Genomic DNA, 24,285 nt, shown 5'->3' on the forward strand with positions numbered 1-24,285 from the left:
AAAAATTGATGTGGCGGTTGAAACGAAATGTAAGTGAGTATCCTAGTTGGCTTTTGTATATGATGTTTCTTTTTTTGAGTATTCTGTGCATCTATTTTACATTCATTTCAAATGGAAAACTTTATGCAGGAGATGATGTTGTTTTTCATATGGGGAGGATTGAAGGGTTAAGTAGGGCAATTCGGCAAGGGGATTATTTTCCTAAGATCAATTACTATTTTCTTTTTGGTATGGGATACGCTTCAAGTATTTTTTACCCAGATCTCTTTTTATATCCAGCAGCTCTATTTAGAGTTGTTGGTTTCACTATAACTCAAAGTTATATACTATATATGATTTTAATCAACTTTTTGACTTTTGTTTCGAGCTATTATTCATTTTTATATGGGTCGAAAAATAAAATAAAAAGTTTATTCTTTGCTGTGATTTACGGCTTAGCTTCCTATCGTCTATGTGATGTGATCGTTCGAGGGGCGTTGGGAGAAACGTTAGCCTTTTTGTTTCTTCCAGTTGTTATTTTGGGAATAATACAGATTGTCCAAGGAGATTATCGGAAGTTTTTCTTTTTGGGGATTGGTATGGCAGGAATTTTTTATGCTCATTTATTGTCAACAGTTATTTTTTCCATGTTTATAGGGCTGTATTTCCTTTTAAATATCAGAAAATTAGTAAATGAGAAACAGCGTATCAGCTATTTTCTATTATCTATAGCGCTGACGATTATTCTAGTATCACCAGTACTGTTTCCACTACTAGAACAGCTGATGTATCAGCGGTTAAATGTTCAGACAAAACCAATTTTCTACTTACAAAATAGTGCGAGTAGTTTATTTGAATATATAAATATTAGTATAAATAATACAGGCTTTAATAATTTAGGTATATTTATATTTAGTTCAATAGGGTATTTAATTTTATGTTTAAAAAAAATAACCACTACAAGCAAACAAATGCTTATTATTGGAAGTATCTTTCTATTTGTAACAACTGATTCCTTTCCCCATGCTCTTTTTCACAACACATTACTAAATACGATACAGTTTACATGGCGATATTTTATGATCATTTCAACTGTTATTTGTTGGGCATTAGCGGATAGCTTGGATCAATTATTACCTAAAAAAAGCGTAAAATTTGTGAGTATCATTGTATTTCTTTTTATGATCATTCAATCGATTTCATATCAAATGAATGCAAAGGAGGAAAAAAAATTTCTGCATAAGGATTTTGAAAATCCTAATCCAGCTGCATTGGGAAATGGAAAAGAATATTTACCGATTAATATGGATTTTGACCGATTCATTAACAATCCTCACAACATGCGGGCAGGATCGAAAAAGATTAAGTTGACCAATCTGAAGCGTGGTTACGATTTTATTCGTTTAGATTACGACGCACCTGAAGAGACAACACTTACTTTTCCATTAACCTTCTATAAAGGATATACAGTCAATTCAACAGGCGATCCGTTAGTTAGGGGATTACAAAATAGTAAGGAAAATGTTGGCTTGAGTGAAGTTGTAGTAAAAGGAAAAGGACAATTAGCAATCAGCTACACAGGGACTAAGATTCAAAAAATAGCTAAAATACCTGCCGTTGTCCTAATTGTGGTCTCAAGTGTCCTTTTCTTAAGGAAGCGACAATTACTTGAAGAGAAGAATAATATGAGGAGTTAAGCAATTAAATAGGTCAGAAAGTTTGGAGGAATGAAATGAAAAAAATTAAGGCAATAAGTTTAGTAATAACAATGCTGATACTGATTTCTGGATGTGCTAAAACAGATCAAGGGAAACCTTTGTCTAATGAGGAGGCAAGTTTATCATGGTCTAAAAAACAAGATAAGCCCTTTAGCTTGGTTAGTTTTCCGGAGGTTTCTGAAGAAGAAGCAAAGAAACTTATGAAAGAAAACTATGATATTTCTGTTACAGATTTTTATATGTCATCCATAAAGAATACAAAAGAAGCGTTCTCCAATAAAGAATACCAATGGAATGAACCTATCTATCGTGTTAAAGGTTCTGATCAAGAACTGATCATGCATACTTTTATGGAATATCAAAAAGCAGAAGAGAATCTTGCTATTTATGGCAGTTTAGAAGCTATCTACAAATTTGATGCCAAGAAAAAAGAAAACAAATTACGTCGTCAAAGTTTAATCATCATTGGTGAAAAAATAGCGAGTGAAAAGACTAAAGAGGGAATTGAACTTCTTTTACAAAAAGAAAGTAAGACAATGAAAATAGTTGATTCAGAAAAAGTAATCAAAAAATATCAAGAAACAATAAAGAAACCTAAAGATGAATTAGCGTACAAAACGATTAGGATATACGATGATTCAAGAAAAGCTGTTAAAGATAAAACAATTGGTCGGATTATCCAAGTTGTTTTTAACTCAACAGGTGAAGTATGTGAGTTAGAGATGAGTATCACGGATTATAGTGATTAAGCAAACTGTATGAAAAAAGAAGACATTCCTTGTAGAAAAACGAGGATGTGACAGAATGATGTGCGCCCTAAAAATTGTACGTAAATTATCTACCGTTTATCAGGATTCCACGTGAGTGGGATATGACTCGAAGAGTTATGTCCCACTCACGTTTGTTTCAGTTACCCAACTTCTGGAAAATAAGGAAGTAGTAGTGCCAGTGCTTCTATCTGTTTGGCTACAATAAAAAAGGTTTTGGATATCATGGTTATTAGTAGCAATTACTTACAATTTGTTTTATTCTAATGGTAGAAATAAAGGTAATCCCACTGACAAATGATGAAAGCAGGAAGGAGATGAAAAGATAAGCTTAGTGTCAGTTTTTAATTGTCCTATAAAGAATATAAAACTTAAGTCGAGGTGGAAAATTTGAAAAAAGTGTTTAGAAAAAATGTAAACGTTTTATCAGTTGCCGTACTTATTGTTTCTAGTTTAGTTTTATCTTTATCTATGTTTGTTCCCAATCATTCTGTTGAAGCGGTGGAATCTTCTACTTATCGTAACGTCATGTATTATGGGGACTGGTCTATATGGGGGGGAGAAGATAATTTTTATCCTAAAGATATTCCAGCGAATCAATTGACTCATTTAAACTATGCATTTTTAGATTTTGATAGTAGCGGCAATTTAAAATTTACGGATAAAGATGCAGCAGTGGGCGCACCTGTCGGGCAAGAAGGCGTTCAGTGGAATAGCGCTAGCGCAGGAGTTTTAAATGCAATTCAAGATATACGTGCAAAAAATCCTAACTTAAAAATTGGTATTTCAATCGGCGGCTGGTCAAAATCAGGTGATTTCTCAGATGTCGCAGCTAATCCGACGACTAGAGCTAATTTTGTCAGCAATATCGCTAAATTCATTAAGTATACTAATATGGATTTCGTTGATTTGGACTGGGAATACCCTGCTTCTGTTCGTGAACCAGATAAAGTGGACAACACAAACGATGAAGGAACACCGCATGCCAAACCTGCGGATAAACAAAATTTTATCACACTATTACAAGATATTCGGACCGCCATCGATAAACAAGGAAAAGAGTTAGGCAAAAACTACGAGCTATCCGTTGCATTGCCTGCTTCACAAAACACCTTGAAAAATGGTGTGGATGTTGCAGAATTATTTAAAGTGATCGATTTTGCTAACGTGATGACGTATGACATGAATGGGGCCTGGACACCAAATAGTGCGCATCATAGTGCATTATATGGCAATCCTGTAGATCCTAATTATGCTAGTGGATTTTCAGTAGATCAAACAGTCAACTATTTAAAAACAAATGGTGCGCCGTCTAATAAAATTGTGATTGGTGCAGCCTTTTATACTCGTGGTTGGAATAAAGTAGCTGCTGGAACAGATACTGCTCATCCAGGATTATTCCAAGCGGCAGAAAAAAATAATAAGGATGCTGATTTATCACCAACTTATGGTGCGAATAATAAAAATCCCTTAAAATCAGGCGATGGAGGTCGTGCAGGCGGTGTTTGGCCGTATCGTAATATTGCAGATCTTAAAGTAAAATCACCAGGCTTAAAAGAATATTGGGATGATGTAGCAAAAGCGCCTTACATGTATAATCAAACAACAGGTGAGTTTTATACCTATGATAATCCGCGCTCGATTAGTTACAAAGCAGAATATGTGAAAAATAATCAATTAGGCGGCGTGATTTCATGGATGCAGTCACAAGATAAAGCGACCGATACGACGAAGCGTGACGAATTAACGAAAGCAATCAAAACAGGTTTATTTGGCTCAGCTAACTTGCCAGCCAATAAAACGATTTATGCTGATTTAAATGTCAAAGCGACAATCGTACCCTACAATGAAAATGGCGCTGGCTATGAAATCACAGTTAAAAACAATGAAACTTCAGGTGAAACAGGTGATGTGCTAAAAGCCGTTGAAGCGGCCTTTGAAACAGTAAAATTACCTAAATTGTACATTCCAGTCAATGCAGCCGAAACGCTGACTGCTGGCGACTATAAAGCTGGAACTGTTACCGTTGAAGGGAGCAATGTTGTGGTTGATCTATCATCTGTTTATGATGCACAACAAATTCCGCAAGGCACAAGTTATACATTTAGATTGAAATCGAATGCTGCAACCGTTGATGTAAATCGAATCAGCAGTATAGTATTGACGCAACGAATCGCAAAAAATGGTGCGGAACTTGGTAAACAAACAATCTATGGTGGCGGCGCTGTCAATCCAGATCCAACAGATACAACACCACCAACGATACCAGGAAATCTAGTGGCAGGAACGATTACGGATACTAGTGCCGTATTAAGTTGGTCAGCATCAACAGATAACGTGAAGCTAGCAGGTTACAAAGTATACCGGGATGGCATTTTAGTAGGAACTGTTACGAATACAACCTATACAGATACCAGTTTAAAAGCCAACACGACATACAATTATACTGTAAAAGCGTATGATGCTGCGGGCAATCTTTCAGCAGATAGTAATGTGGTTTCAGTAAAAACAAAAGAAAGTACAACACCGCCTGTAACTAATGAATGGGATGCATCTAAAGCGTATAATGGCGGGGATATTGTGACATATCAAGGTAAGACCTACAAAGCAAAATGGTGGACTCAAGGTAACGTACCTGGAACAGAACAATGGGGTCCTTGGGAATTAGTGGGATAAAAAGAGAAAGAGGTCAAGACAAAAGAGTCCAACTTATTTTCGAAGGGATTGTTTCTGATTCCATCATTTATTCGCATTTAGGGTGTGAAACAAAAGTGATTTTTACTTTTGTCTCACACCCTTTCTTTTATTCTGGTGGTGTATCTAAATAATCATGAATAAAATGTGCATATTTTTCAACAATCGCTTGTCCTTTTGGCTTTAAAACATAGATTCCAGGATTGACCATATCTGCGATATAATCATTTGTAAACTCTTTATTTAGCAGTTGAGTTGCCTGCTCTTTAGTATCACATTTCTTCAAGCCATTTTCTTCAAACACTTTGTTCAATTGAAATAAAGACCAGTAATCAATAACTGAAGCATCATTTAAAATATCTAGATAATCAGCAAACAATAACTCATTTGTAGCTTCTACAGGATCAATTCCTAACTCCATTTCAAAGAATTCTGGAAAAACGGGAATGGCGGAATCTTTTTCAGCAAGCCAATCCAGTAAGATTACTTCGCCTGGCAACAAACCGTCCTCATTGCGGACCATCCTTTCCTTTGGCACAATTTTAGTTGTACCCAGAGCAATAGATTTTAGCCAGTCATCGATATTTCGGTCTGCAGACATCACTGGAAATTCTGAATAAGTTTCATAAATAGCCACGATTTTTGCAAGTTCTTTATTTAAGTCAATAATCTCCTTTGGTTCTTTTTGTTTAAAAAAATCAAATAATCCCATATCTTGCTCCTCTTGTTTATATTTATCAATGTATCAAAGCTGTTTTACTGATATAGACTGGTGTATCGCCTAACAAAGTAATCCAGGAAAAACGTCAAAGGATAATTCCCGATGCGGACATAGTTTGTTGTCGTAACATTCATGGATAGGTCGAATTGGTTCGTCAGTGTATTTTGTGTATGCTGTGTTAAAAGAATCGATTTGGCTGGACTATCACTGATTTTTCTCATCAGTTCACTACTTCGATTGAGTAATGAGCCATAAGATGAAATGACGATCACGACCGACTTTTCACTCAGTTCTTCTACAAAGGCTTGTTGCGTTTCTACTGTTTCTCCAACAAAAACCAGCTTTTGGTTTAGGAGAAAAGAAAGTTGCAAATCTTTTGCCAGCTCAAGTGTGGAACTGTAACCAATCAGAATCACTTCATCTGCTTGGTGGATATCAGCTAATAAATGATCGACCTGCTCAATATCGATTGTTGTTAAGACATCGTTTACTGCTGTGATGATTTCTGCTCCATAAGAAGTAAGGTAGCTTTTTGGATCATCTTTAAGATCAATTAGCTCTTGTTCTTTCATCCGCAAACCACTATGCTTTTTCATCGTTCCTAAAACAATCAGAGATTCTCTTAAAGAAGCAAAGTTAGATAAGCCAAAATGATGGCAAAAACGTGTAAGAGTTGCAGGTGAAACAAAACAGCGTTCTGCAATTTCAGTGATGGTCAGTGTTTGTATTTCATTTAAATGGTTAAAGAGATAGATGATGATTCGTGAATACGTCGCATCTCGTTTAGTTGTGTTTAAATAATGGAGAAAATCAAATAAATCAAGCATCAAAAAACTCCTTTGCAAAGGTTCATTTTCACAAATATGAAAATGGGGACAAATAATGAAAATAACCCTTAAAATATAAAAATAACGCAACTTGTTCTCATGTTAAGATAAGGTTGTTACATCAATTATACACTAAATCAATGACCGAGAGGATGGGAAAATATGAGCGGATTTCCACAGAACTTTTTATGGGGCGGTGCGACGGCTGCTAATCAGTTTGAAGGAGCATTTTTAGAAGACGGTAAAGGTTGGTCGACAGCTGATACAGCACGATTCATTAAAGAAAATGGCATAAGCATGACGGAATTATTAAAACCAACAACAAGAGCGGATATAGAATTTGCAATGAATGATAAAGAAGGGGTTTATCCGAAACGTCATGGGATCGATTTTTATCATCGTTACAAAGAAGATATCGCATTATTTGCTGAAATGGGTTTTAAAACATTTCGTTTGTCGATTTCTTGGCCCCGCATTTTTCCAAATGGTGACGAGCTAGAACCAAATGAAGCAGGTTTAGCATTTTATGATGCGGTTTTTGATGAATGTCTGAAATATAATATTGAACCTTTAGTGACAATTTCACATTATGAATTTCCTTTAGGTTTAGCGTTTAAACAAAATGGTTGGGAAAGCCGTGAAACGATTGAAGCGTTTGAACGATATGCTCGTGTCCTTTTCAATCGCTATAAAGATAAAGTGAAGTATTGGCTAACATTTAATGAAATCAATATCATCGGAATGACGGGTTATTTAAGTGGTGGTATTTTAGCAGATGGTGAAAAAAATATGTTGCAAGCGCAGTACCAAGCAGCTCACCATCAATTTATCGCAAGTGCCTTAGCCGTTAAAGCTTGCCATGAGATTATTCCAGATGCGCAAATCGGCTGTATGTTAGCGAGAATGGAAGCTTATCCAGAAACGTGTAATCCTTTAGATGTAATGGAAAGTGTGAATAGCGACCATTATAATTTATTTTATTCAGATGTTCAAATTCGTGGATATTATCCAAGCTACATGAACAAATTCTTCCGCGACCATAATATTACAATCAAAAAAGATGCTGCTGATGAACAAATTTTACGTGAAGGAACCGTTGATTTTATGTCGTTCAGCTACTATATGAGTAGTATCGCATCTCACAAAAAAGAGGGAGATACGACAGGTGGAAATCTTCTTGGCTCTAAGAAAAATCCGTATTTAGAAGCGAGTGATTGGGGCTGGCAAATTGATCCTGTTGGACTTCGGGTTACATTGCATAAATTATATGATCGGTATCAAGTGCCATTATTTATCGTGGAAAATGGCTTAGGCGCAAAAGATGTGGTCGAATCAGATGGCAGCATTCATGATAGTTATCGTATTGACTATCTAAGAAGCCACATCGAACAAATGGAACAAGCGATTGATGAAGGTGTGGATTTGATGGGGTACACACCATGGGGCTGTATTGATTTAGTCAGCGCAAGTACAAGTGAAATGTCAAAACGCTATGGGTTTATTTATGTTGATTTAGATGATGAAGGCAAAGGAACATTAGACCGTTCTCGCAAAGACTCATTCTATTGGTATAAGAAAGTAATTGAAACAAATGGAGCAGACCTAAGCTAAACGATTGTCCCTAAACGTAAATCTTATGAAAGCGTTGCATCTTGAGTTAGAATGCATTATACTAAAAACAAGAAAAAAAACATGAATGACGAAGCAGTCATTTTATAGAGTATGTTACTGATTAAAGCAGGCAGAACTCAAATTACCTAGGAATGTCCTTTCCTGGGTAATTTGAGTTTTTTTTCTGGAAAGGAGTAAATCAAGTGAAAGTAAGTCAAATTTTAAACAACAATGTAGCGATCGTAAGCAGAGGAGATAATGAGGTCATTGTTTATGCCAAAGGATTGGCTTTTAGAAAAAAAGTGGGACAAGTGATTCATGAAAATGAAATCGAAAAGACCTATGTTTTAGATTCAAATGATATGCTAGAACATTTTAGTTATTTGCTGTCTCATTCAGATGCTAATCACATTACTTTAATTAACCAAATCATTGCTTACGGAGAAGAAAAGTTAAGTGAACAATCAAATGATTATTTGAGTTTGACCTTACTGGATCACATTGAATTTGCATTGAAACGTGCAGCCAAAGGACAATTTATTCGCAGCCCATTGACTTGGGAAGTAAAGAAATTTTATCCACAACATTTTGACATTGGCATGTATGCATTGAACTTGATCAATGAACAATTTCAACTGACATTTCCAGAAGATGAAGCTGTTTCGATTGCGTTACACTTTGTCAATCTGCAAGAGGATAAGAATAATCTAGACGAAACGATCCGTTCGATGGAAAGTTTAAGAGATATCTTATCGATCATTCAGTACCATTTTCAAATCAAGTTAGACGAAGGCTCTATGAATTATATGAGGCTGATGACCCATTTGCAATATTTTATTCAACGAATCATGACTAAAAATAGTGATGAAGAAAGTGACACGATCTTGAACGAACAAATCAAGTTGATGTACAACGATTCGTTTGAATGTGTGCAGAAAATCAGGGTTTATATTCAGCAAAAGTATGCCTGTGATCTAACGGTCGATGAAGAAACCTATCTTATGCTCCATATCCATCGAGTGACGAATCGGAGTCAAAAAGAGAGGACATAAGACAATGAAATATCAATCATTCAATGAAGAAATCATCCGCCTGATAGGTGGAAAAGACAATATTCAAGCAGTCGTTCACTGTATGACTCGCTTGCGTTTTACCCTAAAAGATCGTTCAAAAGCGAAGACAGAAGAACTAAAAGCGCTCGATGGTGTGATCGATGTTGTTTCCAATAATGTAGCGTATCAAGTTATTATTGGTACTCATGTTAGTGAAGTGCATGCCGAATTGATTAGTATGCTGGGAATTGCACCAAATTCAAATGAGGAGACCGAAGTAAACGAGAAAAAAAATCCGCTGAAAGCAGCAATGGATCTACTTTCTGAAACAATGACACCAGTAATCGAACCAATTATTGCCTCTGGATTGTTAGCTGGATTTTTATCCTTATTTTCAATTACAGGACTAATTTCAGCAGACAGCCCAACTTATCAATTATTAGATTCGATTCGTTCAGCCGTATTCTTCTTTTTACCTATTTTGATTGCAATGTCTTGTGCAAAACGCTTAAAAGCAAGTCCCTATTTAGCTGTGGCATTAGCTGCAACACTTGTTTCAAGCTCAATCAATGACGTAGCAGGCCTAAGCATTTTTGGTATTCAATTGCCGCAGATGGTTTATGCAAACTCCTTTATTCCTATTATTTTAGCCGTTTGGTTTATGGGACAATTAACGGTATTATTAAAGAAATATGTTCCTAAGTTTTTGCAGTATTTTTTAAATCCGCTACTAATCATGGTGATTTGTCTGCCAGTGACGTTATTGATTTTTGGGCCGATCGGTATTTGGATCGGTGATGGTATTGGCTGGTTCTTTGAAGTTTTGCATAACACGTTTGGCAGTTGGATCGTTGTGATGTTATATGCGGCACTTCAACCATTCTTAATTATGCTGGGTGCAGGGAACTTTATGATGCCATTAGCGTTGAATTTTGTGAATAAAATGGGCTATGATCCAATCTTCTTAGCGGCAGCGACGATATCTGATTTAGCAGTATCTGGTGCGATGTTGGGCTATTTCTTAAGAGCAAAGGATTCTAAACAAAAACAATTATTTGGAACAGTTAGTTTCAGTGCTTTGATGGGGGTCACGGAACCAGCTATTTATGGTGTGTTTATTAAATATAGAAGACCGTTCGTAGCAGTCATGATCGGAGGCGGAATCGGAGGATTGTTTGCAGGATTAATGAATGTCAAAACATATTCTATCGTTTGGGGATTGATGGGGTTACCATCTTATGCAGATAATCAAGATTTCTCTAACTTGGTTTTTATGATCATCAGTGTTGTAGTTGGTTTTGTTACAGCGGCAATTGCAGCATACATTTTAGGAATTCCCCAAGAAGAAAAAGAAGGACAGAAAAAAGAATCGCTTAATGAAAACGATCAAGCTAAGCTAGCTACCTTAAAGAAGGTCCCACTTGCTTCAGTTGTAGAGGGAAAGATAGTTCCTTTGAGTGAAATCAAGGATCAAGCCTTTTCAACAGGCGCATTAGGGAAAGGGTTAGGTATTATTCCAAGTGATAATCGAATCGTTGCACCAGTCTCAGGAGAAGTGTCAGCTGTCTTTCCAACGAAACATGCAATCGGTATCAAAACGGAGCAAGGAGTAGAGGTATTGATCCACATCGGCATTGATACCGTTGAACTTGATGGAAAATATTTTGATACGATCGTTTCACAAGGGGATAGTGTAAAACAAGGCCAATTACTATCAACTGTTGATTTTGCAGAAATTCAAACAAAAGGGTATGATCCAACAGTGATTGTGGTTATTACAAATACTATGGACTATCTAGATGTGGTTCCAGTAGCACGAGAAAATGTGGTTGCTGATGATGAATGCTTAACTGTTATTTTATAATGTCTAGCTTAGCACGCTAATGCTACGCTTTTAATTTAAGGAGAAAATACAATGAAAAAAAATGAATTTTTATGGGGCGGTAGTATTGCTGCTCATCAGTGCGAAGGTGCTTGGAACAAAGATGGCAAAGGAGTAGCGATCATGGATCTGGTCACACAGGGTAGTTATGAAACTCCGCGCAAAATTTGTCAAACGATCGAATCTGATAATTATTATCCATCTCATGATGGTATTGATTTTTATCATCGATACAAAGAAGATATTGCTTTATTTGCTGAGATGGGCTTTAAAGCGTTGCGTATTTCTATAGATTGGTCAAGGATTTATCCTAATGGAGATGAAGAAGAAGCCAATCAACTAGGGATTCAGTTTTACCAAAATGTCGTAGATGAGTTGCTAAAAAATAAAATCATCCCGATCGTTACGTTATATCATTTTGAAATGCCTATTCATTTAGTCAGAGAATATGGTTCATGGACGAGTAGGAAAGTCGTTGATTTTTATTTAAAGTATTGTGAAACGATGTTTGAAGCACTAAAAGGAAAGGTCCATTATTGGGTGACATTTAATGAAATGAACCATATTGATCCCCAAACAGAAGCTTCAGATATTTTTACTTACATTATTGCAGGATTGAAATACACCGAAATGGAGAATAAAAAACAGACGCTGGCGACAATTAGCTATAATATGACATTAGCGAGTGTAAAAGCTGTTAAAATAGCGCGTAGAATTGATCCTGTAAACCAGGTTGGCTGTGTCTTTGGATTGACACCAGCATATCCTTTAAATTGTGATCCACAAAATGTCATGAATTCTTTGAAAGAAACAGATCGGGAATGTTATCAGATAGATGCTATGTGTATGGGAAAATTTCCAGAGTACAAATTGAAAGAATACAGCGCACAAGGAATTGAATTGGAGATTTCTAAAGCAGATCAACAAGCGTTTGAAGAGGGAAAAATTGATTTTATAGGATTAAACTATTATTCTTCTAGTGTGGCGCACTATGAAGGTGATGATAACAACGAAGAGACCTTATTCGGTGGTGTTCAAAATCCTTACCTTGAACAAAGTAAATGGGGCTGGGCGATTGATCCGATTGGATTAAGGTATATGCTAAATTATATATATAGACGTTATGGATTGCCGATCATTATTACTGAGAACGGTTTAGGTGCGGTGGATCAATTAGAAGTAAATGGGTCAATTCAAGATGATTATCGAATTGAATATGTCCAAAAACACATAGAACAGATGGAAAAAGCGATCGTAGAAGATTATGTGGATTGTTTTGGCTATTTAATGTGGGGACCGATTGATTTAGTTAGTGCAACGACTGGCGAAATGAAAAAACGCTATGGTTTTATTTACGTCGATAAAAATGATGATCAGACAGGAACTTTGGAACGAAAGAAGAAAAAATCGTTTGAGTGGTATCAAGAAATCATTACCCAAAATCCGACTTTCAGTGCCTAGTCTGAAAAGTAGGCTGAATACTTCTGCTCCCGCCGTTTATTCGGGTTTAGGGTGTGAAACAAAAGTGAACTTCACTTTTGTTTCACACCCTTTTTTTCATCGATCATTTGCTGTTGTGAAGTCAATGCACAGTCTAGGTTCAGAAGTATTGTTTTTGCCGGATTTCAACAAAAATTATTGCGCGATTTTATGTATCAATTGTTTTCCAAACGGAAATTTTTGATTGAAGTCTTCTTGTTTATGACAGACACCGAAATACTTTTGTGTACTAAAAACTGTCTTAAATTCAAAATTCTGTTATATAAAATATCATTTTTTCCTATAATATAAAGCTTTTTTGAGCAAATATATGTAATATTATAATCAGGGATGATAGACTAAATCTGTTATTGGAATTATCAGAATTTTTCAGACGGTTTATTGAAAGCACTTTTATAGAAATGAGGAATAAAATGTATTATGTTATGATGCCCTCTCATGATATTCGTCGAAATTTAGCGACGGAACAGTATTTGTTGAATGAGCGAACATTTGATGAACCACTTGTCCTATTTTATATCCAAAAACCTTGTGTGATTATTGGACGCAATCAGAATGTACGCGCTGAAGTTGATTTGAAGTATGCCAAGGAACATCAGGTTGTGATTACGAGAAGATTATCTGGTGGTGGTGCAGTCTATGATGATTTAGGCAATTTAAGCTTTAGTTTTGTTGTGAATGCGGAACATGATTCTTTCGGTAATTTCAAACGCTTTACACAGCCAATTATTGATGCTTTACATGAAATGGGCGCAACGGAAGCTGAAGTTAGTGGTCGCAATGATTTAATGATTGATGGGAAAAAATTCTCAGGGAATGCCATGTATATTAAAAATAAAAAAATGTATTCTCATGGTACCTTGATGCTGGATGTCGATTTAGATGAAGTCAGTCGAGTCCTAACTGTTTCTGAAAAGAAATTAGCTTCAAAAGGCACCAAATCTGTTAGAAGTCGAGTGACTAATCTTAAGCCTTATCTAGCGAAAGAATATCAGGAGATTACGACAGAAGCTTTTAGAGATCGTTTATTGCTGCATCTCTTTAATGCTGAGACGATGGATGCTATCAAAATGCAAGAATATCATTTGACACATACTGATGAGCAGGCAATCGATCAATTGGTCACAGATATTTATGCAAATGATGCATGGGTATTTGGAGAAGAACCGAAGTATACGATCAAAAGAGAAGAGAAGTTCAAAGGTGGCTTAATAGAAGCAAATATTTCAGTCGAAAAAGAATTGATTACAGCAATCACGATTTATGGGGATTATTTTAGTCAGAAAGATACGCAGGAAATAGCTAATTTATTGGTTGGTTGTCAATATGAACAAGAAGCAATCAAGCAAGTATTGGAGCCAATCAAGATCGACGATTATTTTGCCAATGTTTCTAAAGACGAATTTGTTCAGTTGCTAGTTGACTAAGTTGGAGGATATAAAATGATTACATTTGAACAGGTTTCAAAATTTTATAGTCATAATGGAGTAGCCGTTACAGCGTTAGATCATATTGATTTAAAAATCCAAGATCATGAGATATTTGGTGTGATCGGTGAGAGTGGTTCGGGTAAGTCAACATTGTTACGTATGATCAATACGTTGGAGTTGCCAAGCCAAGGGAAAATCAAAATTGCTGGAACAGATTTAATGCAGTTAAACGACACCCAAAAACGAAAAAGTCGAAAAAAAATTGGGATGATTTTTCAACAGTTTAATTTACTCTACAATCAAACCGTGAATGAAAATATCGCCTTGCCTTTACGATTGAATAAAGCGTATGATCAACAAAAAGTCCGAGAAGTTCTGGAATTTGTTCGTTTATCAGATAAAGGAAATCATTATCCTAGGCAATTGAGTGGTGGTGAAAAACAACGTGTAGGGATTGCACGGGCATTGATTACCAAACCAGAAATGTTACTCTGTGATGAACCGACTTCGGCATTGGATGGACAAAATGCGTATGATATTTTGGAATTATTGCGGCGGATCAATCAAACATTTGGGACCACGATGGTCATTGTCAGCCATGAATTGAACTTGATCAAACAATTGTGCAATCGGACGGCCATTTTAGAAAAAGGCAAAGTGGTAGAAACGCTTGAAATTCAAAAGGGACAGCAACAGCCACAATTTAGTTCTTATTATGAAAGAGTTCGGGAGAGTTTAGGATGATGACTGAATATATCGATAAAATTAGCTACTACCTCCCTGAATTAAGCAAAGCTTTGTCAGAAAGCGCCATTATGATTTTGATCTCGATAATTGCAGCCATTGTTATTGGCTTACCGCTTGGGACTTTTGTCTATTTAACCAAAAAATTACCAACAAAAGCCAACCATTGGATAGGAATTTTGTTAAATGGGTACATTAATGTTGTGCGCTCATTTCCATTCTTATTGTTTGTAGTAGCCTTGATCCCTTTTACTCGTTTGGTATTAGGGACCGCATTTGGAACTTATGCAGCATCCTTACCTCTAAGTTTTGTCGCTGTTGCATTATATGCCCGACTTGTTGAACAAGTATTATTGGAAATGCCAAACGATATTTTAGAACTTGCCCAATCCTTAGGAAGTACGAAGGGGCAATTGATTTTTCGTTTTTTGTATGTTGAAGCACGATCCGGATTAGTATTGGCCTTGACCTCGGTTATTATCAGTATGGTTTCATATTCGACGGTTATGGGTGTGATCGGTGGCGGTGGTGTTGGCGATTTTGCATTGCGCTATGGTTATCAACGGTATGAATATACTGTAATGTATACGGCAATTGTCCTTATGATCATTTTTGTTAGTTTTATTCAAGTAAGCGGTAGTTGGTTAGCAAAAAAAATAAATAAAAAATAATAGTTAGGAGCAAGAAGATGAAAAAGAAATTATTGATTAGTATGTTAGTCGTTGCAGGTTTAGTGGTTGCAGGGTGTGGTGGACAGAAAAAAACAGCAGGTTCACAGAAAAAAGAAGAGCAGATTATCAAGGTGGCGTCCCATATTCCATCAACCGTAGAAGTAGTTGAACTAGCAGGTAAAAACATTGCAGATGGCTACAAAGTAGAATTAGTTCAAGTCAATGATAATATTCAGTATAATGAGTTGCTGAATGCCAAAGAAATTGATGCGAATTTTGCCCAGCATGAACCATTTATGCAAAAATTTAATGAAGAAAAGAAGGGTAATTTAGTAGTTGTACAAAAAATATACAATGCAAAAGTTGGTTTTTATTCGAAAGAATACAAAGAGATCAATGCTCTTCCGGAGGGGGCTAAAATTGCATTACCAAGCGATGTCTCTAATGAAGGACGAGCATTAGCGATCTTAGATGATGCGGGGGTGATCAAATTAAAAAAAGGTGTCGGTTTTAATGGAACGATCAAAGATATTGTAGAAAATCCGAAAAACTTTGAATGGGTATCTGTCGATTTATTAAATTTAGCAGAAGCCTACAACGAAAAAGATATCGCAATGGTTTACAATTATCCAACTTATATTGCCAAAATCGGGTTAACACCAAAAGATGCGATTTTATTAGAGAAAAAAGTTGATGATCGTTTTGCAATTAGCTTAGTTGCTAGAGAAGATAATAAAGATTCAGATAAAATCAAAGCACTGAAAAAAGCCATGACAAGTGACAAAGTGCGAGAATTATTGGAAACAAAATACAGTGACACGTTAACACCAGCATTTTAAAGCTAAAAAAAATTACTAAGAATAGAGGGTAAACTCATCGATGGATGAAATTACCCTCTATTTTCTTTTTTAGGACTATAGTAGTGAGTGAAAGGAAGATCGATCATTACCTCATGGACTTCGAGTCCCTACAAAAGACGGTCTCCTTCACTGTCATTGTAGCGTGTTGCATCGAATCACTTCGTTCGTAGTGATGTACAACGTAACGTAGTAGTTGCTTTTTCCTCCCAGTTTATTCAGGTTCTATTGTTTTAAGCTAAAACTGTTTATAAAAACACTTATTATACGCTTTATTGTTGATATAATTGATCAAAGCATGCCAATCATTTGTATTTACTGGATTTTCAAAATAAAAAAAATCATTGTTAGGATAGTCTTTTTCGTCACAATCCGAAATAAGAACATCTGAATCTTCGATATTTGAAACAAAACGAATCAATTCTGGATTAAAGAACGTCAAGAGACTATTTTTGATCTCCTCTGTAGTAAAGTGGTTTTTTGAATATTGAACGTAAATATTTAATGTCTCTGTTTTTTTAGAACTGTCTAAAATGAAATAAAATAAGTAAACGATATAGGTTAAAAAGCCTTTTGACTCTAATGATTGCAACGAACGATCTTCGGAAAATAGTTTTTTAGCAAGTGCGGCAAGTTCTGCTTCCATCTGAGGAAAGTCAGCAAATTCATGACCTAGATTTGAAATATTTTGATCATTTTCAAGTAAATCAGCATTATCAATTTGTAAATACGTAATAGAAGTTAGTCCGAGCAAAAGGGAGTAATAAGAAAAAAGATACTCCTGACGATTTGGTGTCACGTTATACGCTTTGTAGACACTGTCCAGAAGAAATGTGCAGCTCTTAGCAAGCGGTAAATCTGATTGAATAAATACTTCAGCAGTTTCTAGTTTTTGATCATGGGTATCAATATCATATATAAAAATTCGACACAAAAAGGCAAAGTAGCATTCTTCCTGAACAAGCGCTTCTCCAGAAATAGCTAAGTCAAGTGAAAATGTTATAGGGTGTACCTTATTAAGTAACGTAATAATAGCTAAAAAATCTGGTTCAATGTGTACGAGAACCCCTCTATAGCGAATGCGCCAAGCGCTTAAAGCTTGAAAATATCTTAGACGGATTTGTTGTGAATCTGGAATATTTTCTATTGGTAATTCAATATGTTCCATATGCTCTAGCGTTTTTCTAAAAGGCCAAACAAGTCCTTTAAATACATTCCAATAAAAATAGAAAAGAAAAAGGCGAATATGAATTTCTGCTCCTTCAAAATTAACTTGTGTATTATCACCAGGGAAATTTAGTTCGATTTTAAAACTATTTAATGCTTTGTTGATGGTGGTCAAGCTTTTATAAGTGTGCGCGATACTCAAATTGATGTCTTGAGATAAGGCTTCGACACTCGTGTAGTATTTCAATAATACGGTTCGGAAAATCAAATATTCATGTGATTGTTGAATATAGTGTAGTCTTAACGTATCAATGACAAAGCTGACGTTTAAAGTGTCTTTTACAACAATCGTGTAGAGCACATCGTTTTTTACGATACAAACATCACCAGGTTCAAATAATTCATTTAAATCATCACTGAGCATTTTAATTTTTCGATAAACAAGGTTCAAAGAAAGATCTATTTTTTTGGAAATAGAATAGCCAGAAATTCCCTCTTGACTAAAGCGAATCAGTTTAAAAATCTCAAATTTCTGCTGATCATTTTTCTTCATAAAAAAATTTTTCATAGATTGTTCCTCCTCCCTCAATGAATGATAATACTTCTATTGATATAATCCAAGGTTTAATTTGAAAAATTGTGAAATTTTTTTCAAATTATATCTTTTTTTATTTAATTTTAATGTTTAAGTAATGATATTAGTGGAATTATACAATGGGATGTAATACACAAACAAGCGAGTAAAAAATCCTACGGAGGCATGATTTTTTACTCGCTTGTTTACTATCTATAGTTTACCTGTGGTTTGTTATCACATGATATTATTATTTTCAGTTGCTAGCTCGATCTCTCGAGCATAGCGATCTATATTGGTTTGATAGGTATCTATAGACGTAAGATCACTTTCAATATGACCTAGACGTGTATTTAATTCTTCGATTTTTACTAATGTTTTTTGTAAAACTTCTAACATACGTTCATCTGTATTCATCCTGATTCTCCTTTTTATATTGTATTTATTCTGCTGAAAAGCTATCGTGAACAATCACTTTTGATCGATAAAATAGCGCATAAAGAACAATGCAAATGACTGGAATACTGCTAGCGACCATATACAAACCTGAAAATGACAAGATAGTACGCAACTCACCTAAAAGATAAGGACCGACACCAAGTCCTAAATCTAACCCGATAAAATAAGTAGACAAAGCAATTCCGATACGATGACTGGTAGGACTGGCCTTTAGACAAACGGCTTGTCCATTTGACATAAATGTACCGTATCCTAATCCAATCAAACCACCAGAAACAAGTAGCATCCAGCTTGTTGTAGTCATACTTAGGAACAACAAACCAACAGTTAGAAAAATAAAACTAGGATACATAACCGCATTTTCACCTCGCGCATCAAAAATCCGCCCAGATAATGGTCGTGTAGCTGTAATGACTAAGGCATAAACGACAAAGAAAAAGGAACTTGCACCGACAAGATCGATCGCTTTAGCATAAGAAGAAAGGAACGATAACACACTGGAATAAGAAAGACCCATCAAAAAGGCGATAAATGAGATAAATAACACTTTCTTTTCAATAAAACTGTCAAACGTCCAACGAGACAAACTCGCTTTATGTTCAGGACTTAATTGAATATTTTTTACAGGGAAGATAAAACAAGCAATTGTAGTCAAGAAAATTAGTACAATCGAAAACAAAATAATAAAATAAAAACTCATTGTATTTAATAAAACCATTCCGATAAATGGACCAATCGCCGCAGCTAAACTTGTACTTAATCCATAATAATTAATGCCTTCACCATGTTTTGATTTTGGAATATAAGCAGTTACGATCGCATTTGTTGCTGTCGAAACTGTTCCATAGCCAAAACCATTCAACAAACGAACAAGGTAAAGAATGCCAATACTAGGAATATAAAGATACGCGATCGTTGTGATAAGGTAAAACAAGGCACCATACCGCAAAACAGCTTTTCTACCAAGTAGTTCCAACATTTTTCCCATGAATAAACGAGCAATTAAAGTGCCGATAATATAAATCCCAGAAGCAAGACCTGCTTGACCTAAAGAGGCGTGAAGCGTATCTTGTGCAATTACTGCAATGATCACCATCAATAAATAGTACACGAGATAGACCACAAAATTGATCAATGTAATACTGATAAAGCCTTTGTTAAATAATTTTTCTTCTGAATGTTCCGTCATTTTAGAGAGTTCCTTCTTTCTTGTTGTGATAAGCTTAAATTGCAAGTTACAATTCTTTTCTGAAAGCCAGTTGTATAGATACTATACGAAAAAAGTCATGAAAAAAAATGCGGATTTGTTTTTAAAAAAAGCTATTAACAAAAAAACACAACAAAAGTCATATACATTTGTTATTGTTTTTCGATGTGTTATCCTTTTAAATAAGACTAGCAATTATTTGTATAGAAAATTTTCAAAAAACGATGAGGAGCCAACTAATGGACAGCCATGTATTACAAGAATACTTAGATAAACATTCATTTCCTATAGTAGTGAAGAAAAAAAGAACCTATCTTACATATGAAGGGTTACAGGATCGTTATGCATATATTTTGAAGAGCGGTATTATCAAAACCAGTGTGATTTCTCCTGATGGACGAGAGTTCAATTTGAGATATATCAATAGTTTGGAGATCGTTTCTTTATTGAGGGATGAATATTCTCAGTTTATCGATGCACCATTTAATATTCGAATTGAATCAGATCAGGCAGAATTATATCAAATCGATCGAGTTCAATTTTGGAAGGATATCAATCAAAGCAAAGAACTGCAGATGTATGTGAAAGATTATTATCGTGTTCGCTTGATGTATTCAATGAAGAAGATGCAGCAAATGTTGATGAATGGAAAATTTGGTGCTGTTTGCACGCAGATTTATGAGTTGTATGATACGTTTGGTGTGCAGATAGAAGATGGCTTATTGGTTGATTTTGTGGTCACCAATGAAGAGATTGCTCATTTTTGCGGAATCACTTCTGCTAGTAGTGTCAATCGCATGATGCAGCAGCTGAAGGATTTAGGAGCGATTAAGATTCAAGATCGGAAGATTGTGATTACGGATATGGATATTTTGAAAGATAATATAATTTTGTAGAAAAACGTATATAAACCCGATTTTGACACGTTTAATACATAGATTGAATTGTGCTGTAAGAAATTACACAGTATAATGATGATACAAAAATCAAGAAAGAAGGAATCAATGAGCATTGAGCAAATAGATTCCTTTTTTATTACGTATATATGCAATGAAAAGGAGAAAATATGAAAATCGATCGCTTACTCAGTCTAGTAAATTTGTTAACCGAAAATGACCGAATGACTGCCAAAGGATTGTCTGAACGATTGGAAGTATCTAAACGAACTATCTATCGTGATATTGAAACGTTAAATTTAGCAGGGATTCCGATTATTTCTTATTCAGGGATTCGTGGCGGTTATGGCATAGTTGAGGGGTATAAAGTGAGTAAACATATTTTTTCAACCGAAGATATCTCGACTATTTTGACTGGCCTTTCAGCGATTCAAAGTATCTCATCATCCTCTGACATCAGTCCCTTACTAGCAAAAATTGCACCAACTACAAGCTTGCAGCAACCACAAAGCGATTTATTGATCGATCTATCCTCGTGGTTTACACTTAACGAAGGTAAGAATAAACTAAATGATTTACGAGAAGCAATAGCAATGCAACGAATTATTGTTATTCAGTATCATTCCAAAAAAGGCTATTCGGAGCGAAAAGTAGAACCATATAAACTTGTTTTTAAAGCCTCCCATTGGTATCTTTATGGTTTTTGCTTAAAAAGAAAGGCATTTCGCTTGTTTAAACTGACTAGGATTCAAACATATGAGTTGTTAGATGAGGGATTTGAGCCTAGACCCTTAGAAGCTATAAAGCTGACTATTGACTCGGAAAATGATTATCTAGAAGCGATGGTATTGCCAGCAAGTCAACAAGTGGTTTTAACGTATGATCAAAAGGATAAATTATACTTGATTGACAAACTTGGCGCAGAATTTTTTGAGGAACAGGATAAAGCCTCAGCTGTTGGAACAATCGTGTTTCCATTGATCGATCAGGAAAAAACAGTGGATTTCATTTTACGTTTCCAAGACAAGGTACGAGTCATTGAACCGCCGATAATCGTTGAAGCAGTCAAATCGAAAATTGAACAAATGTATTTTCTTTATAAAAGCTGACAACCAGTTGTCACACTTCTGTTGTATGATGAAGTCACTATACGAGGAGGAATAAAACATGACAGAAGTACTTTTTGTGTTATTAGAAGAATATGCAGATTGGGAAGCAGCCTCAATTGCCGCTGAGTTGAATCAACTAGAAGGATTCACGGTTAAAACAGTGTCAAATGAAAAACAAGCCATTCATTCGATGGGCGGTTTTTCTACATTGCCAGACTATACATTTGTTGAAGCATGTCAAAAAGAGTTTGCCGCGCTGGTTTTAATTGGCGGAAAGTCTTGGCGCTCGGATAAAGCAAAAGAAGTCGATGCTTTAGTAGAAAAAGCAAAACAACAAGGCGCTGTGATCGCAGCGATTTGTGATGCGACTGTTTATTTGGGAAGTATTGGTTTACTAAATGATCAAAAACATACGAGCAACCAATTACAAGACTTGCAAGATTATGCTGGCGCGAACTATACGGGTGCCAACCAGTATGTAGAAGTCCAAGCAATAAGAGTAGATAACTTGATTACAGCCAATGGCACTGGGCATTTAGAGTTTGCAAAAGAAATTTTGCTGGCACTTCAAGTAAAGCCTGAGAAAGAAATAGAACAATGGTATAACTTTTACAAGTTAGGTTATTATGAAGCAATAAAACAAGAACTGAGAAATGCTGGTACTGATCATATTGATTAAAAGTAGTTTTGCCCCATGTAATAACAAAGTACGCAAAAAGTGTTCCTTTTTATTTTTTGATTAGATCTTTTGATTTTGTGTAATACTCGCTAATTGATTTTGCGATTCGGCTATCAAAAGTGCATACTCTTTATGAAAGGTTTCAAACAATTTTGCACTAGCGTAGTATTGTTTGACTACTTGTTTTTTATTGATTGGCGTAGTGGGATTGGTAAAATACTTTTCCAGAACTTCCAGCGGTTCTTTCCAGGATTCTAAACGTTCGAGTGAATCCCGAAGGTTTAAAATCTCTTGATATGGGACAGTTTTGATGCAGATGACGGAATTTTTCATGGGAATGCTTCTTTTCTCTTTGTTTGATTTTGTATGTAGAGCAAAAGAAAATGGTTAAAGCTGTCCGTCTCTATTGTTGGATTATGACTAGTATGTCTGGAACTTCTTTGAGTATTCGGAGAAAAATTTCAAAAGTGTCTAGAAATTCTTACAAGAATTAGGTACAATAAAGAAGCTGGTACTACGGTACTGGTAAATGGGCAACTTGGATAGAGAGATACTGCTTTCTATTCAGGGCTTCATTGAACGGTTGGCGCCGAACAATGAAGTGCCTATTTTTCTTTTTCTCAAAATTTGTAGGATAGAAATAAAAAAAGACGATCCACAGATGACCTGTAATCGTTTACAAATAGGCAAGATAAAGAAACTATAAAATGTGTTGTCACTATAGAAGCGTCCAACAAAAAATAGATCGATTCTTACGCTATTGGCAAAGTTGTTTTACAGATACTGCTGTTTAAACAAGGCTTCTGGTTTGGTTGGCGCCAGACCACGAAGAGCCAATTTATTTATTTTTAATGTTAGTTATTTCTATCCTATGCATTTTATTATACATAAAGAGTGACTGATTCACAATGGATTTTTTTGTGGTAAGGCATTAAATAACACGGAAATCATGCTCCTTATATATAAGGAAAAATAACAACATTTTTTTGAAATTGAGGATTTTTTTCTGCGAAGTCAAAATTAATGAAAATGGGCAAAATAGTTTTAAGAATAGGACAAATTTGATAAAAGCAGAATTAATTACGAAGAAAAGCTAGCGAGAAACAAAACCTTTGCTATGCTAAAAGTGGTCGCTTTCTCTTTTGCGATGGCGATACTAATCGCATAAAGGAGGTGTATCTATATGCTTGTTTTATTTTCCACAATCATTGGTCCGATTATTGTTGGAGTAGTCGTAGGACTATTCAAACATTGACTTGATAATCGGCAGGACTAGAAAGCGGCTGAAAGCCAAAATAGACCCCATCACTCCTCGAAAGTGATGGGGTCTTTGGTGTATCTACATGCTCGTTATTTTCTACTTATAAGATACATGAAAAGAAAGATGGAGTCAAGTTTTTCTTTCTTTATAGCTTTATTTATTGAGGACGGATTTAATTAGATAAATGAAAACCAGCCCAAATTCCAGAACTTGGGCTGATATTATCATTAGGTACTAAACACAGAATTATTTCAATCCACACATTTAAAATGTGACAGGTTCTAAAACTTATTTAAATTATAACACATTATTTATATTTTAACTAATAAGGAAGAAATAGTTGACTAAGTAGTTTTAATGTAGTACGCTAAACTAGTAAATATTTTTATGCTCAATTCAGTGTTTAGTATCAGAATTTAGCAGGAAGGGTAATAATAAAATGATTAATAGAGATAAAAGTAAAAAATTGTTGTTGGTAGC

Annotated in this window: 21 protein-coding genes; 15 read left to right on the top strand and 6 right to left on the bottom strand. The window is 35.3% G+C overall.

What is annotated here, in order from left to right; translation table 11 throughout:
- Positions 1-8 precede the first annotated feature (8 nt).
- The 3 genes from I580_RS14750 (at position 9) to I580_RS14760 (ending at position 5,140) form a co-directional block, all read left to right on the top strand.
- Positions 9-1,676, top strand: a complete 1,668-nt coding sequence (locus I580_RS14750) for a glycosyltransferase family protein (RefSeq protein ID WP_010770692.1) — start codon at positions 9-11, stop codon at positions 1,674-1,676.
- Between the two features lie 35 nt (positions 1,677-1,711).
- Positions 1,712-2,446: a hypothetical protein gene (locus I580_RS14755; protein WP_010770693.1), complete on the top strand. Its 735-nt coding sequence runs from the start codon at positions 1,712-1,714 to the stop codon at positions 2,444-2,446.
- A gap of 408 nt (positions 2,447-2,854) precedes the next feature.
- Positions 2,855-5,140: a glycosyl hydrolase family 18 protein gene (locus tag I580_RS14760; protein ID WP_010770694.1), complete on the top strand. Its 2,286-nt coding sequence runs from the start codon at positions 2,855-2,857 to the stop codon at positions 5,138-5,140.
- A 127-nt stretch (positions 5,141-5,267) separates the two neighbouring features.
- Here I580_RS14760 and I580_RS14765 read toward each other — a convergent pair whose 3' ends face one another.
- A complete protein-coding gene (locus tag I580_RS14765) occupies positions 5,268-5,870 on the bottom strand; it encodes a hypothetical protein (protein ID WP_010770696.1) in 603 nt (200 codons plus the stop codon).
- 44 nt (positions 5,871-5,914) lie between these two features.
- Positions 5,915-6,706: a MurR/RpiR family transcriptional regulator gene (locus I580_RS14770; RefSeq protein ID WP_010770697.1), complete on the bottom strand. Its 792-nt coding sequence runs from the start codon at positions 6,704-6,706 to the stop codon at positions 5,915-5,917.
- Between the two features lie 162 nt (positions 6,707-6,868).
- On the opposite strand from I580_RS14770, the gene I580_RS14775 reads away from it, so the two are divergent.
- The 8 genes from I580_RS14775 (at position 6,869) to I580_RS14810 (ending at position 16,435) form a co-directional block, all read left to right on the top strand.
- Positions 6,869-8,317, top strand: a complete 1,449-nt coding sequence (locus I580_RS14775; RefSeq protein WP_010770698.1) for a glycoside hydrolase family 1 protein — start codon at positions 6,869-6,871, stop codon at positions 8,315-8,317.
- Between the two features lie 203 nt (positions 8,318-8,520).
- The gene (locus tag I580_RS14780; RefSeq protein WP_010770699.1) at positions 8,521-9,369 is read left to right on the top strand and encodes a PRD domain-containing protein; all 849 of its coding nucleotides are present in this window, start codon (positions 8,521-8,523) and stop codon (positions 9,367-9,369) included.
- Between the two features lie 4 nt (positions 9,370-9,373).
- A complete protein-coding gene (locus I580_RS14785) occupies positions 9,374-11,233 on the top strand; it encodes a beta-glucoside-specific PTS transporter subunit IIABC (RefSeq protein ID WP_010770700.1) in 1,860 nt (619 codons plus the stop codon).
- A gap of 51 nt (positions 11,234-11,284) precedes the next feature.
- Positions 11,285-12,712 (top strand): glycoside hydrolase family 1 protein, encoded by a 1,428-nt coding sequence (locus tag I580_RS14790; RefSeq protein WP_010770701.1) that lies wholly within the window; start codon positions 11,285-11,287, stop codon positions 12,710-12,712.
- A gap of 452 nt (positions 12,713-13,164) precedes the next feature.
- Positions 13,165-14,178, top strand: a complete 1,014-nt coding sequence (lplA, locus tag I580_RS14795) for a lipoate--protein ligase (RefSeq protein ID WP_010770702.1) — start codon at positions 13,165-13,167, stop codon at positions 14,176-14,178.
- 15 nt (positions 14,179-14,193) lie between these two features.
- Positions 14,194-14,925: a methionine ABC transporter ATP-binding protein gene (locus I580_RS14800; protein ID WP_010770703.1), complete on the top strand. Its 732-nt coding sequence runs from the start codon at positions 14,194-14,196 to the stop codon at positions 14,923-14,925.
- Entirely contained in the window at positions 14,922-15,596 is a 675-nt protein-coding gene (locus tag I580_RS14805; protein ID WP_010770704.1) for a methionine ABC transporter permease, read from the top strand. The genes I580_RS14800 and I580_RS14805 overlap by 4 nt, the downstream gene beginning before the upstream one ends.
- 17 nt (positions 15,597-15,613) lie before the next feature.
- Entirely contained in the window at positions 15,614-16,435 is an 822-nt protein-coding gene (locus tag I580_RS14810; protein ID WP_010770705.1) for a MetQ/NlpA family ABC transporter substrate-binding protein, read from the top strand.
- 256 nt (positions 16,436-16,691) lie between these two features.
- Here I580_RS14810 and I580_RS14815 read toward each other — a convergent pair whose 3' ends face one another.
- From I580_RS14815 to I580_RS14825, 3 genes are all read right to left on the bottom strand, one after another.
- The gene (locus I580_RS14815; protein WP_010770706.1) at positions 16,692-18,188 is read right to left on the bottom strand and encodes a helix-turn-helix domain-containing protein; all 1,497 of its coding nucleotides are present in this window, start codon (positions 18,186-18,188) and stop codon (positions 16,692-16,694) included.
- A gap of 243 nt (positions 18,189-18,431) precedes the next feature.
- Positions 18,432-18,611, bottom strand: coding sequence for a hypothetical protein (locus I580_RS14820; protein ID WP_010770707.1), 180 nt, complete (start codon positions 18,609-18,611; stop codon positions 18,432-18,434).
- A gap of 25 nt (positions 18,612-18,636) precedes the next feature.
- Positions 18,637-19,842 (bottom strand): MFS transporter, encoded by a 1,206-nt coding sequence (locus I580_RS14825; RefSeq protein WP_010770708.1) that lies wholly within the window; start codon positions 19,840-19,842, stop codon positions 18,637-18,639.
- Positions 19,843-20,099: 257 nt separating this feature from the next.
- Here I580_RS14825 and I580_RS14830 point away from each other — a divergent pair, with 257 nt between their 5' ends.
- The 3 genes from I580_RS14830 to I580_RS14840 all read left to right on the top strand — a co-directional run bounded on the left by I580_RS14830 (position 20,100) and on the right by I580_RS14840 (position 22,544).
- The gene (locus I580_RS14830; protein ID WP_010770709.1) at positions 20,100-20,756 is read left to right on the top strand and encodes a Crp/Fnr family transcriptional regulator; all 657 of its coding nucleotides are present in this window, start codon (positions 20,100-20,102) and stop codon (positions 20,754-20,756) included.
- Between the two features lie 170 nt (positions 20,757-20,926).
- Entirely contained in the window at positions 20,927-21,865 is a 939-nt protein-coding gene (locus I580_RS14835) for a helix-turn-helix transcriptional regulator (RefSeq protein ID WP_010770710.1), read from the top strand.
- Between the two features lie 58 nt (positions 21,866-21,923).
- Positions 21,924-22,544 carry a DJ-1/PfpI family protein gene (locus I580_RS14840; protein ID WP_010770711.1) on the top strand — a complete coding sequence of 207 codons (621 nt, stop codon included), beginning with the start codon at positions 21,924-21,926 and terminating at the stop codon, positions 22,542-22,544.
- 60 nt (positions 22,545-22,604) lie between these two features.
- Here the strand turns inward: I580_RS14840 and I580_RS14845 are convergent, their stop codons facing one another.
- Complete coding sequence (locus tag I580_RS14845; RefSeq protein WP_010770712.1) at positions 22,605-22,877, bottom strand: hypothetical protein; 273 nt, start codon at positions 22,875-22,877, stop codon at positions 22,605-22,607.
- Between the two features lie 850 nt (positions 22,878-23,727).
- Between I580_RS14845 and I580_RS17475 the strand changes: the two genes are divergently transcribed.
- Complete coding sequence (locus tag I580_RS17475) at positions 23,728-23,799, top strand: type I toxin-antitoxin system Fst family toxin (RefSeq protein WP_143141732.1); 72 nt, start codon at positions 23,728-23,730, stop codon at positions 23,797-23,799.
- Positions 23,800-24,285: the final 486 nt, after the last annotated feature.

The organism is Enterococcus caccae ATCC BAA-1240 (assembly GCF_000407145.1).
Lineage (GTDB): Bacteria > Bacillota > Bacilli > Lactobacillales > Enterococcaceae > Enterococcus_L > Enterococcus_L caccae.